Origin of the sequence: Sandarakinorhabdus sp. (assembly GCF_040398665.1) — a bacterium.
Taxonomy (GTDB): domain Bacteria; phylum Pseudomonadota; class Alphaproteobacteria; order Sphingomonadales; family Sphingomonadaceae; genus Sandarakinorhabdus.
The window spans coordinates 262,191-274,863 of record NZ_JBBATQ010000003.1 but is presented as its reverse complement, the minus strand read 5'-3'; the positions used below and the strand labels follow the sequence as shown (position 1 = coordinate 274,863).

Sequence of the window (12,673 nt, the reverse complement as noted above, 5' to 3'; positions counted from 1 at the left end):
AAACTCAATCGTTGATGTTGATGTGGCGCGAATCCTTCAGGAACAGCAGCATGATCACCAGGCCCACTGCCACCACGACGATCGTGTACCACAGGCCGGCAAACACATCGCCGGTCGACACAACGATATATTGCGAGATCACCGGAAGGAACCCGCCGAAATAGCCGGTACCGATGTGATAGGGCACCGACATGCTGGTGTAGCGCACCCGCGCCGGGAACATCTCCACCAGCACGGCGGCAATCGGCGCATAGGTCCAGCCACTGAGTAGCCCGATGGCCGCGACCGCCAGCAGCAATTGCCAGACGATGACGCGATCGGGATCGGCCTTTTCGGGCCAGCCGGCGGTATTGAGCGCGTTATTCCACGCCGCCTTGTCAAAGCCTTCCAGCCGCGTGCCGGCCACCTTCATGGCCAGCACCGATGCGTCTTCCTTCTCATAGGAAACGCCGCGCTTGGTCAGCCATTCCAGCGCCTTGCCGCACTCGGCCTCCTGCTTGAGGAAGATGTTGTATTCGCAGGGCGGCAGTTCGACGGTGACCGGCGCCGTGGCCATGGCTTCGTACAGTGCCGGATTGGCGCCCTTGGCCATCAGATCGAAAATCGGGAACAGCGCCACCAGCGTCAGCGCAAAGCCGGCCGACAGCACCTGCTTGCGCCCGAAGCGATCCGACAGGGCGCCGAAATAGATATAGGCCGGCGCAGACACGGCGACCCCGACGGCGAGATAGAGCAAGGCCTCCGTTTCCGGCAGGCGCGCGGTGTTCTGCAGGAAATAGAGCGTGCCGAACTGGCTGGTATAGAAGATCACCGTGAAACCGGCCGAAACCGCCAGCGCGACCAGCAGGCGCCCCTTGTTGCCAGGGGCACTCAAGGCATCCTTGAACGGGTTCTTCGACGTGGTGCCGGCCGATTTCATTTTCTGGAACACCGGGCTTTCCGACAGTTTCAGCCGCACCCACAGCGAGATGCCGAGCAGCAGCAGCGACACCACGAACGGCACACGCCAGCCCCAGGCGTTGAACTGGTCTTCCGGAATCAGCGCCTTGGTGGTGAGCACCACAGCCAGCGTGAGCATGAAGCCGCCAGCCGCTGCAGCCTGGATCCAGCTTGTATAGGCGCCGCGCTTGCCGGGCGGGGCATGTTCGGCGACGTAAATCGCCGCGCCGCCATATTCGCCGCCGAGCGCCAGGCCCTGCAACATGCGCAGCGTGAGCAGCATGATCGGCGCCAAAATGCCGGCCTGTTCGAAGGTGGGCAGCAGCCCGATACAGGCGGTGGCACCGCCCATCATCGCAATGGTGATCAGGAACGTATATTTGCGCCCGACCTTGTCCCCGAACCAGCCGAACACCAGCGCGCCCAAAGGCCGGAAGAAGAAGCCGATGGCAAAGGCGAACAGGCTGAACAGCAGTTCGGTGGTCGGGTTGCCGGTGGCGAAAAACAGCTTGCCAAGCAGCCCGGCCAGGATGCCGTACAGGAAAAAATCATACCATTCGAACACGGTGCCCAAGGAACTGGCGACAATCACCAGCCGATCCCGTTTCGGATCGATCACCTCTGCCCCCGCCGCTGACCCTGCGCCCAAGTTCCGGCCTCCCCGCCTGTTGCTTGGTTTCCGGCATAGCGCATGCGGCGGCAGTTGCAACGGGGGGTGCACATGGGCAAGGCTGATGCCCATGCGATACGATGCAATCATAGTCGGCGGCGGCCACAATGGCCTGGTGACTTCCTGGTATCTGGCCCGCGCCGGCCTGAAGGTGCACATCTGCGAAGCGCGCGATGTGGTGGGCGGGGCCTGCGTCACCGAGGAATTCGCAGCCGGATTTCGCAATTCCACCGCCAGCTACACCGTCTCGCTGTTGCAGGAAAAGGTGGCGAGCGACATGCGGCTGGCCGATCATGGCCTGAAGATCGTGCTGCGGCCGCTCGGCAATTTCCTGCCGCTGGACGGCGATTATCTGAAAGTCGGCGCCGGGCAGACCCAGGCTGAAGTGGCGCGCTTTTCGGCGAAGGATGCCGCCGCCCTGCCCGCCTATGATGCGCGGCTGGAGGTGCTGGCCGATCAGATGCGCCGGCTGGCGTTGCAGATCCCGCCGGGGCGCGGACTGGGCGGGCTGGCGGCACTGGCCACGCAGGGCTGGCCGCTCACCGGCCTGGATATGGCCGAGCAGCGCGATCTGCTGGCCCTGTTCACCCGCAGCGCGCGGGAATTTCTGGATGGCTGGTTTGAATCGGATCCGATCAAGGCGGTGCTGGGCTTTGACAGCATCGTCGGCCATTTCGCCAGCCCCGACACGCCGGGGTCGGCCTATGTGCTGCTGCATCACGTGTTCGGTCAGGTGAATGGCGTCAAGGGCGCCTGGGGCCATGCGATTGGCGGCATGGGCGCCATCACCCAGGCCATGGCCAAGGCCTGCGCGGCGGCGGGCGTGTCAATCGGGCTGGAACAGCCAGTGGCCCGCGTGAACATCGCGAACGGCCGCGCCTGTGGGGTGACGCTGGCCGATGGCCGCGTGCTGGAAAGCAAGCTGGTGGTCAGCAATGTCGGCCCGGCGCTGCTGTTCGGAAAGCTCGTCGAGCGCACTGCCCTGCCGGCTGATTTCGCCCGCGCCATGGATGGCTATGCCACTGGCTCCGGAACCTTCCGCATGAATGTCGCGCTGTCGGAACTGCCGGAGTTCAGCGTGCTGCCGGGGCACGGCGCGCATCACGGCGCCGGCATCATCATGGCGCCGAGCCTGGAATACATGGACCGCGCCTACACCGATGCCAAGGCGCATGGCTGGTCCGCCAAACCGATCGTCGAAATGCTGATCCCGTCCACACTCGATGACACGCTGGCACCGCCGGGTTGCCACGTCGCCAGCCTGTTCTGCCAGCAGTTCGCGCCGCGCCTGCCAGACGGGAAAAGCTGGGACGATGCGCGCGAAACGGTCGCCGATCTGATCATCGACACTGTCACCGCGCACGCCCCCAATTTCAAGGCCAGCATCATCGCCCGCCAGATCCATTCCCCGCTCGATCTGGAGCGCAAGTTCGGTCTGGTCGGCGGCGATATCTTCCACGGCCGCATGAGCCTGGATCAGTTATGGGCGGCACGCCCGGTGCTGGGCCACGGCGACCATCGCATGCCGGTGCCTGGCCTCTATCTGTGCGGCAGCGGCGCGCATCCCGGCGGCGGCGTCACCGGCGCCCCCGGTCACAACGCCGCGCGCGCCATCTTGTCTGATCGGCGCTTTGCCTGGGCGCTTGTGTAGGCCAGCATTGGCCACGCCGCCGCCACCAGCCCAAGGCTCCACAAATTGGGCTCCAGCCCGGCCGCATAGAGCGCAAACACCGCGTAACCGCAGCCCGCGACCGCCACCAGCCGCAGCGCGCCGCCCAGCAGCTTCACCGCCGCCAACGCCACCGCCAGATAGCCGATCAGCATTGCCGAGGTGGCCACCAGAATGAAGAATTCGAACAGGCCGGCCAGGCTGCGGCTGACATTGAACAGCACCAGCACCGCCGCCAACCCGCTGGCCAGCCATACCGAAGCAGCGGCTGCGCCATGGCGGTTCAGCCCGGCAAAGCGCGGTGGAAACTGCCCAGCCAGCGCCATCGCCCGCGGCAACTCCGCGGCCATCAGCGTCAACCCATTCACCGTCCCCAAGGCCGAAATCGCCGCAAACACGCCGATCAGCGCCGCGGTTTCCCGCCCGACGAACGGCGCTGCGAAATCGGCAAAGGGCGCGTTGGACTTGGCCAGTGCAGCTTCGGGCATCAGGGCGATCATCGCCGCCGAAATCGCCATGTAGAGCAGCCCGGCCAGCAATGTACCGATGATGGTGGCGGCCGGCACGGTGAATTCCGGCCTGATCACCTTGTCCCCCGGTACGGTCGCCGATTCAAACGCCAGAAACGCCCACATGGTCAACGTCACACTGGTGATCACGCCGCCCGCCTCCATCGGCGCCGGCGGCGTCACCACGGCCGCAGCGCCATTTGTCAGCAGCAACCAGCCCGCAATGCCGACCACGGCCAGCAGCGGCACCAGCTTGGCCAGCAAGGTCGCCTGCTGGAACCAGCTTACCACGCTGGCCCGGTTGAGATTGATCAGCGTCACCAGAACCAGCACCGCCACGGATGTCGCAACGCCCAGCCCCGGCACGGTCGCCAGCGCCGGCCAAAGCACGGTCAGGTTCGAAACCACCGCCACGGCCAAGGCGGCATTGCCCACCCAGACGCCAATCCAGTAGCTCCACGCCGCATAATAGCTGGCCTGCCCGCCAAACGCCCGCTCCACATAGGCATGCGGGCCGCACAGCCCGGGCAATTGCCGCGACAGCGCTGCATAGCAGCCAGCCAGCGCCAAGGTGCCGGCAAGCGCAATCACCCACCCGCCCATAGCCGACCAGCCATAAGGCGCCAGCGTGGCCGGGAGCAGAAACACGCCCGAGCCCACCATATTGCCCATCACCAGGGCGATGCAGGCCATCAGTCCCAGGCTGCGCTGCGGTGTTTCCATATCCGTCTCCCCGCGCCTTGCTGCCCCTTAAGCTGCTGCCCGTCAACGCCACCTGCCCAAACCACGCAGATCGGACTAAGCTGCAGACATGCCGACTCTTCAACCCACCATTGCCCGCGTCACCGATCGCATCATCGAACGCAGTCGGAGCGGGCGCCGCCGCTATCTCGATCTGATCGCCGGCCAGCGTGAGGCCGGCATGAACCGCGGCAACCTCTCCTGTTCGAATCTCGCACATGGCTTTGCCGCCGCGCTGGATGACAAGGCCAGCATAAAGGCCGGTGCCCGCGTCAACATCGGCATCGTCACCGCCTTCAACGACATGCTGTCCGCCCACCAGCCCTATGGCCAATATCCGCCGCAGTTGAAATTGTTCGCGCGCGAAGCCGGCGCCACCGCGCAGGTGGCGGGCGGCGTGCCGGCGATGTGCGATGGCGTCACCCAGGGCCAGGTCGGCATGGAATTGTCGCTGTTCAGCCGCGATACGATCGCGCTGGCCACCGCCGTCGCGCTGTCGCACGGCATGTTCGAAGCGGTCGCCCTGCTCGGCATCTGCGACAAGATCGTCCCCGGCCTGCTGATCGGCGCCTTGCGTTTTGGTCATTTGCCGATGCTGTTCGTGCCGGCCGGGCCGATGCCGTCGGGCCTGCCCAACAAGGAGAAGCAGCGCATTCGCCAGCTCGCCGCCGAAGGCAAGGCCAGCCGTGCCGAACTGCTGGAGGCCGAAAGCGCCAGCTATCACAGCCCCGGCACCTGCACCTTTTACGGCACGGCCAACTCGAACCAGATGCTGATGGAGGTGATGGGGCTGCACATTCCGGGCGCGGCCTTCGTCAATCCGGGCACCCAATTGCGCACCGCGCTCAGTCGCGCTGCCATGCACCGATTGGCGGCGCTGGGCACCGCCGGGGATCGGGCGCTGGGCGTGTGCGTGGATGAACGCGCCATCGTCAACGCCATCGTCGGCCTGCTCGCCACCGGCGGTTCGACCAACCATGCCATCCATCTACCGGCCATCGCGCGCGCCGCCGGCATCGCCATCGATTGGCAGGATTTCGATGAACTGTCCGCCGCGGTGCCGCTGATCGCGCGCGTCTATCCAGGCGGTTCTGCAGACGTGAACCAATATCATGCGGCCGGCGGCATCGGCTTCACCATCCGAACGCTGATCGATGCCGGCCTGCTGCACGGTGATATCCCGACCGTGGGTGGCGACAGCCTCGCCGATTTCGCCCGCGAACCGATGCTGGACGGCGATCGGCTGGCCTGGCGCGACCTGCCGGATAGCCGTGACGAAACGATCCTGCGCCGGGTGAGCCATCCGTTCCGGCCCGATGGCGGCATGCGGCTGGTGCAGGGCAATCTGGGCCGCGCGATTTTCAAGACCAGTGCCGTCGAGGAATCGCGCTGGACCATCGAGGCCCCTGCCCGCGTGTTCGACGATCAGGACAGCGTGCTGGCCGCGTTCAAGGCCGGCGAGCTTGACCGCGATGTGGTGGTGGTGGTGCGCGGCCAGGGACCACAGGCCAACGGCATGCCGGAATTGCACAAGCTCACCCCGGCATTGGGCGTGTTGCAGGATCGTGGGCATGCCGTGGCGCTGGTTACCGATGGCCGCATGTCGGGGGCGTCCGGCAAGGTGCCCGCCGCCATCCATCTGGTGCCCGAAGCCATGGCCGGCGGTCCGATCGCGCGGCTGCGCGATGGTGACCTGATCCGGCTGTGCGCGCGTGACGGCGCGCTGGATGTGGCCGTGGATGCAGCGGAATTTGCCGCGCGCGCCGACGCTGTGGTGGATCGTTCCGCCGACGGGACAGGGCGCGAACTGTTCACCCTGTTCCGCGCCGCCAGCGACAATGCCGAAGCCGGTGCATCGGCAATGCTGCGCGCGGCCGGGCTGTAGCCTTCAGAGGCTGGCGACGATCCCCACCGCAGGATCGATGCGCCCTTCCACCAGGCCTTTCCAGGCGGCAGCCACGACATCGGCGCCGTGCACATGTTCGACCCGCAGCCAGCCCAGCGTGGCGGCAAAGCCCGTCCAGGCCGCATTCAGCCGCGCTTCGTACCCGGCCGGCCCCCATTCCGCGATCCGATTCTGGCCGACGGTCGGTGCAAAGAACAGTTGCGGCGCCGGGCCGGGCAGCTTCGCCGCATTGGGCTGCTGCCAGTGCGTGTCCCCGACCACATGGCTTTCGGCCAGCCGGCCATCCAGCAAGCTGTGCACATCCAGACGCACGTCGCCATTGCCGGCAAAATCGATGAACGCGATTGTCTGACCCGGCACGCCGCCGATCTCGTCATAGCTGAACACCTGATCATAATAGCCGGTGGCCAGGCAGAAATCGCGATTGGCCGCCGACGTCAGCCCCACCACCTGGTTCCGGCCGCGCGCCAGTTGCGCCACGCCCAGCGCGGTTTTCGACGAGGCCGACGACAGCAGCAGCGTATCGACCGGGCGGGTCGCCATCAGCGCATCGATCAGGAAGCTGGTGGCATAGAGCGGCCGGAACAGGCATTGCACGGCATCGATGCCCCAGGCGCTGCTGGCCGGGGCATAGCGATTGTAGATGGGCGGCAGCGCGGCGCGGTGGGCGGCGCCATCGGTGAAGCCATGCGCCGAAATCGCCACCGGTCGCAACACCGCCTGCGCGCCCATCGGCCAGTAACCGAACCAACGGCTGCCCACATCAATGCCGTCGGCGCGGCTTTCGATCACCCGGCCAAAGCCCCACACCGGCACGATGCCATGACCTTCGGGGGCCGGGAAGAAGCGCCAATAGGCGAAATCCTCGCCGTGCACGGCATAGGTGACATTGTTCGCCGTCAGCGCGAACTGCTCGACCGCGAAGCGCGCTTCGCCGTCGGCGATCGGGCCATGATCAGGCAGTGAACTTGTCTCGGCAAGCGCACCGATACGGGCAGCGAGTGTGGTCATGGTGGATCCTTACAGGCCGGCGAACAGTTGCTTGCGCGGCCCCAGATAGCCGAACAGATAGGCCGCTACCTTGCGCATCTGGATCTCTTCCGAACCTTCGGTGATGCGATAGCGGCGGTGGTGGCGATAGATATGCTCGAACGGCTTGTGCCGGCTGTAACCGATGCCGCCATGCACCTGCATCGCCCGGTCGGCGGCTTCGCATACCAGCCGGTTCGCCCAGTAATTGCACATGGAAATCTTGTCGGATAGCTGGCTCTCGATGGCTTCATGCGGCAGCCGGTCCATGTCCCACGCTGTCTTGTAGATCATCAGGCGCAGCATCTCGCATTGCGTGGCCAGTTCGACCAGCGGGAACTGGATGGCCTGGTTCTTCGACAAGGCCTCCCCGAACGGCTTGCGGGTCCGGGCATATTTCACGCTTTCCTCGACGCAGAAGGTTGCGGCGCCCAGCGAGGATGCGGCCTGGCGGATGCGGTTCTGGTGGACGAAGCTCTGCGCCAGCGCCAGTCCCCCGTCCGGTGGCCCCAGCAGGGTCGAATCCGGCACCCAGACATTGGTGAAGCTGACGCGCGGGTGATCAGTGGGCATGTTGAACGTCCACAGATATTCCTCGATCTTCAGCCCCGGCGTGGACGTCGGCACGAGGAAGCAACTGATGCCGCGCGCCGCGCCATTGTTGCCGCTGGTGCGGGCAAAGGTGGCGCAGTGCGTCGCCACATGCATGCCGGTCGTCCACATCTTCTCGCCATTGATCAGCCAACCGGCCACGCCATCGCGGGTTTCCGGCACGGCACGGGTTTCCATGTAGGTGGCGTCCGATCCATGGTCAGGCTCGGTCAGGCCGAAGGCCGTGATGCGCTTGCGGGCAAAGCCGCCCAGGATGAACTCCTCCTGCTGCGCCGGCGTCCCAAAGGCTTCGAACATGGCGACGAACGGGAAATTGCCGACAATGCTGTGCTCGTTCTGCAGATCATTGTGCAGGCCCAGGCCCTTTGCCGCGAAGTGATCGCGGATCACCGCCATCCACAGGTTCGATCCATCCTTGCCGCCATATTTCTTCGGCGCCGAAAACCGCCAATGGCCAGCGGCGTCGGCCCTGATCGTCGCATCGCGCAGCAGCAGTTCCCATTCATGGCGCGGCAGGCCACCATTTTCGAAATCGGTGCGCGCCCATTCGCGGCGATGATCGAAAAAGCGGATATTGTCATCCTTGGCTTCCAGCGGCTTGATTTCGGCTGCGATGAACGCGTCCAGCTCGCTCAGATAGGCCTTCAGATCCTCGGGCAACGCAAAATCCACGGCAAATCCCTCCGCATGTGATGGGGCGAGTGTGGGCCCGGTTGGCGCCGGACATAACTGTTGGATTGGGAAGGAAACGCCGGGGAAAGACCGCTGCCGGCGCTTGTGCCGGCGCTAGTGCAGGCGTTTGCACGCCATGGTCCAAACTTGCAGGATTGCCGGCACCCCTGCTCTGCTGTTAGGCGAGCCGCGGTTCAACCCCCTGCCCTGAAAGAGTCTCCCATGAAGCATCTTGCTGCCATCGCTGCTCTGACCATCGCCGCGCCGTTGTTTGCACAAGCGGCGCCGCCCGCTGCTCCGGCTGCCCCCGTCGAAGCCGCTGCGCCGGCACCGAAATACACCGTCAACACCCCGATCGAGCAGTTGCTGGCCGATCCGGCCGCCAAGGCTGTGCTGGAAGCGTCGATCCCCGGCATCTCGATGCACCCGAGCCTCGATCAGTTCAAGGCGATGAGCCTGACCGAAGTGCAGCCTTATTCGGCCGGCGCGATCACCGACGAGATCATCGCGACGGTGAAGACCAATCTGGCCGCAATCAAGTAACGCCTGGCGCGCTGCGCCAGCCTGACGATGAAGGAGCCACAAGGGCTGCGCAGCCCTTGTGGCTCTTTCTCGTTTTGACCGCTTTCTTCCTCGCCGTTTTCCCCCTTGCACCGCCGCCTGCGCGGCGCAACGATGCGGGCGGGGAGATATGATCATGACAATGCACGCCACCCGTCGCACCTTGATGTCTGCGGCCCTGACCGCACCGCTGTGGGCCAATTGGGCCGCACGCGCCGCCGCTCAGGAACGCGATGCCGATGCCATAATCTACAACGGCCGGCTGATCACCATGAACGACCCGCGGCCGCGCGCCACCGCCATGGCGATCAAGGCCGGGCGCATCATGGCGGTGGGTGATGACAGCGTGCGCGGCCTGGCCGGCAAGGCGACGCGCCTGATCGATCTGAAAGGCGCCTGCGTGGTGCCGGGCTTCATCGATTGCCACAATCACCCGATCGGCGATGTGCTGCTGTATGAAACACTGGTCGGCAACCCCTATGAGGTGGAGTTCGTCACCATCCAGTCGATCATCGACAAGCTGCGCGCCAAGGCTGCAACCACGCCGGCCGGATTTTGGGTGGACGGTTATTTCCACGACGATACCAAGCTGAAGGATGGCCGCCAGCTGACGGTGGACGATCTCGACAAGATCAGCACCACCCATCCGGTGATGGTGCGCCACCGCGGTGGCCATACCGTGTTCGTCAACAGCTTCGCCCTGAAACTGGCCGGGGTGACGAAGGACACGCCCAACCCGCCCGGCGGCACCTTCGATCGCCTGCCCGATGGCCGGCTTTCCGGCCGCATTACCGACAATGCCATCGATCTGGTGGAGGAAAAGGGCCAGCGCCCGGTGCTGGATGCCGCCGAAAAGGCCAAGCGCGCCCGAGCCGGCATGGCGCACATCAGCGGTGCCTTCAGCCGTTATGGTCTGACCACGGTGCATCATCAGGGCGGCGATCTGGCCGCCATTCAGGATGTGCGCGCCGCCGGGCAGCTCACCCACCGGGTCAGCTATGAAGCGCGCGGCGCCTTTCTGGACCAGATGGTGGCCGGCGGGCTGAAGACCGGGTTCGGCGATGACTGGATCCGGCTGGGCGCCACCGCCGAACATACCGCCGACGGCAGTTTTTCGGAACGCACCATGGCGCTTTCGACGCCCTATGCCGGCCGCACGCCGGCCTATTATGGCAATGTCACCGAACCGCAGGACGTGCTCGACGCCTGGGTTGAAAAAATCGTGCGCGCCGGCATCCAGCCCAACATCCATGCCAATGGCGATGTGGCGATCGACATGGCGCTGACCGCCTTCGAACGGGCGCAGGCCAAGCTCGCCGTGAAGGATCTGCGGCCCAAGATCACCCATTGCACCCTGGTCAACGAAGGTCTGCTGAAGCGGATGGCGGCGCTGGGCGCTGTGCCGGCCCCGTTCACCAGCTATGCCTATTACAACAGCGACAAGTTCGGATTTTACGGCGCCGACCGCATGGCCCATGCCATGGCCTTCCGCGATTTCCTCGATCACGGCATCAAGGTGTGCGCCGGCAGCGATTTCTTCCCCGGCCCGTTCGCGCCGTTGATGGGCATCCAGGGTATGGTAACGCGCACCGGCTGGAACGGCGAGACCTGGGGCGCGAACCAGAAGGTCTCGGTGCTGGAGGCGATCCGCATCAACACGCTGCACGGCGCCTGGGCCGCCAAGGAAGAAGCGATCAAAGGCAGCCTGACCGCCGGCAAGCTGGCCGACTATGTCGTGCTGGCCGATGATCCGACCGCAATCGCGCCCGACAAGATCAAGGATATCAAGATCATCGAAACGGTCGTGGACGGCCGCAGCCAGTATCGCCTCAGTTGACGATCCGCGACACCGCCGCGACGTTGGAGAACGCGCACAGCGCGGTGCCCGGCAGACTGGCCGAGGTGTTGAGCCGGTTGTTGTAGGTGGCGGTGCCGGTGGTGTTGATGCGGGTGGCCGGCACGGTTGGGCTGGATGATTGAATGCGGAAAACGATATTGGTTGTGGAGCCATTGGGCAGGGCCGGCGTCAACCGCACGTTCGGCACCATCACCCAGAATTGGCCGGCACCGGGCGCAGTGAACGCGAAGGTGCCCGCGAATTGGGTCGGCGATGTGATGCGGACGGTGATGGTGGTGACCCCGGGGTTCCAGTTGTCGACGCGCACGATCGGATTGCCATCCGGCGTCGCCCAGTAACAGGTGAGGTTCGAGGCATGGCCGGAACCGGCCGAACAGGGGTTGCCCATGGTCACGACTGCGATGCGGCTGGGGGTGCCGCTGCTGATCAGCGACAGCGACGGGTGCGTCGGGCACAGTGCCGTGGCCGTTGCCGCCAAATCGATGCTGTCGAAACCGAACACCGACCCGAAGATCAGTTCGTGGGCATTGCCGTTGGCTGCAGCCTGCCGCGCGGTGATGCGCACGGCGTTGCGGTTGCTGTTGGTGGCCGTGAAGACGCGGGTGCTGTTGTTCCAGTTGCCGCCAACGATATCGCTGCTGGCCAAGACGGTGCCATAGCTTTCTGCCGGCATGTTGAGCTCCACGACACGCTGGGCTTCCGTGGCAGGATTGCTGCCGGCATCGAGCCTGCGCGCCGCCGCCGCCGCCGCCGCATCGGCCGCCACCTGCAACCGCGCCTGCGCCAACCGGATCGACGCGCTGTCGACGGTAAAGCCGATACCAGCCGTGAGCACAGGCAACGCCAGCGCAAACATCGGCGCCATGGAGCCGGATCGCAAGCGCCGGCGGTGCTGGTTCCACAAATCGCGGATCACGCTTCCTTCACCATACGTACGGTCGCGCTGACATTGGCCGGCATCGGTGCCAGCGGCAGGAACGTGGCGCGTGATGACGGGAATGTGATCTGTGCGGTGACGTCGCTGCCCACCACATTGTCGGTGGCCGATGCATCGATATCGTCTTCGGCATCCGGGTCCGCCGTTACCCAAGCGGGCAAGGCGTCCACCATGATGGTTTCGGCACCCTCGGCATTGACCTTACCCACCGCCAGGGAACGGGCGGCGTTACGCGCACCATTCAAGGCGACATTCCATGTATAGAACAACACACCATATTGCAGCGTGCCGCACATCATCACCAGAAACAGCGGCAACACCAATGCAAATTCCGCCGCAGCAGCGGCCCGCCGATCACGCGCAAGGCGGAGCAGCAGTTTTGCAATTGATAATTGCTTAACCATGGTTTCCAAAGCTTGACCCCAATGCCACTGTTCAGTGATATTCTTTGCCGAACTGCGATCTGGATGTGGATTACACCAGATTGGTTCACAAACAATTGCCAGGACCGATTTACCATGGCGCTTTGTTGCCAGACGCTGTTCGGGACCGCATTGTGGCGGCGTCACC

General features: G+C 64.9%; 10 protein-coding genes. 4 read left to right on the top strand and 6 right to left on the bottom strand.

What is annotated here, in order from left to right:
- Positions 1-4: 4 nt before the first annotated feature.
- A complete protein-coding gene (locus ABWP22_RS06255; RefSeq protein ID WP_353199098.1) occupies positions 5-1,588 on the bottom strand; it encodes an MFS transporter in 1,584 nt (527 codons plus the stop codon).
- Positions 1,589-1,673: 85 nt separating this feature from the next.
- Here ABWP22_RS06255 and ABWP22_RS06250 point away from each other — a divergent pair, with 85 nt between their 5' ends.
- Positions 1,674-3,260 (top strand): phytoene desaturase family protein, encoded by a 1,587-nt coding sequence (locus ABWP22_RS06250; RefSeq protein ID WP_353199097.1) that lies wholly within the window; start codon positions 1,674-1,676, stop codon positions 3,258-3,260.
- Here ABWP22_RS06250 and ABWP22_RS06245 read toward each other — a convergent pair.
- The gene (locus ABWP22_RS06245) at positions 3,203-4,510 is read right to left on the bottom strand and encodes an amino acid permease (RefSeq protein WP_353199096.1); all 1,308 of its coding nucleotides are present in this window, start codon (positions 4,508-4,510) and stop codon (positions 3,203-3,205) included. The two genes, ABWP22_RS06250 and ABWP22_RS06245, sit on opposite strands and share 58 nt — an antisense overlap.
- 88 nt (positions 4,511-4,598) lie before the next feature.
- Between ABWP22_RS06245 and edd the strand changes: the two genes are divergently transcribed.
- Positions 4,599-6,413, top strand: a complete 1,815-nt coding sequence (gene edd, locus ABWP22_RS06240) for a phosphogluconate dehydratase (protein ID WP_353199095.1) — start codon at positions 4,599-4,601, stop codon at positions 6,411-6,413.
- Positions 6,414-6,416: 3 nt separating this feature from the next.
- Here the strand turns inward: edd and ABWP22_RS06235 are convergent, their stop codons facing one another.
- Together ABWP22_RS06235 and ABWP22_RS06230 are read right to left on the bottom strand one after the other, a co-directional pair.
- Positions 6,417-7,445 carry a DUF2855 family protein gene (locus ABWP22_RS06235; RefSeq protein ID WP_353199094.1) on the bottom strand — a complete coding sequence of 343 codons (1,029 nt, stop codon included), beginning with the start codon at positions 7,443-7,445 and terminating at the stop codon, positions 6,417-6,419.
- 9 nt (positions 7,446-7,454) lie between these two features.
- Entirely contained in the window at positions 7,455-8,747 is a 1,293-nt protein-coding gene (locus ABWP22_RS06230; RefSeq protein WP_353199093.1) for an acyl-CoA dehydrogenase family protein, read from the bottom strand.
- Positions 8,748-8,969: 222 nt separating this feature from the next.
- On the opposite strand from ABWP22_RS06230, the gene ABWP22_RS06225 reads away from it, so the two are divergent.
- Complete coding sequence (locus tag ABWP22_RS06225; protein ID WP_353199092.1) at positions 8,970-9,290, top strand: hypothetical protein; 321 nt, start codon at positions 8,970-8,972, stop codon at positions 9,288-9,290.
- Positions 9,291-9,444: 154 nt separating this feature from the next.
- Positions 9,445-11,145, top strand: a complete 1,701-nt coding sequence (locus ABWP22_RS06220; protein WP_353199091.1) for an amidohydrolase — start codon at positions 9,445-9,447, stop codon at positions 11,143-11,145.
- On the opposite strand, the gene ABWP22_RS06215 is transcribed toward ABWP22_RS06220, so the two are convergent.
- On the bottom strand, positions 11,138-12,082 hold the full coding sequence (locus tag ABWP22_RS06215; protein WP_353199090.1) for a pilus assembly protein TadG-related protein: 945 nt from the start codon (positions 12,080-12,082) through the stop codon (positions 11,138-11,140). The two genes, ABWP22_RS06220 and ABWP22_RS06215, sit on opposite strands and share 8 nt — an antisense overlap.
- The gene (locus tag ABWP22_RS06210) at positions 12,079-12,672 is read right to left on the bottom strand and encodes a TadE family protein (RefSeq protein ID WP_353199089.1); all 594 of its coding nucleotides are present in this window, start codon (positions 12,670-12,672) and stop codon (positions 12,079-12,081) included. Before ABWP22_RS06210 ends, ABWP22_RS06215 begins: the two co-directional genes overlap by 4 nt.
- Position 12,673 lies beyond the last annotated feature (1 nt).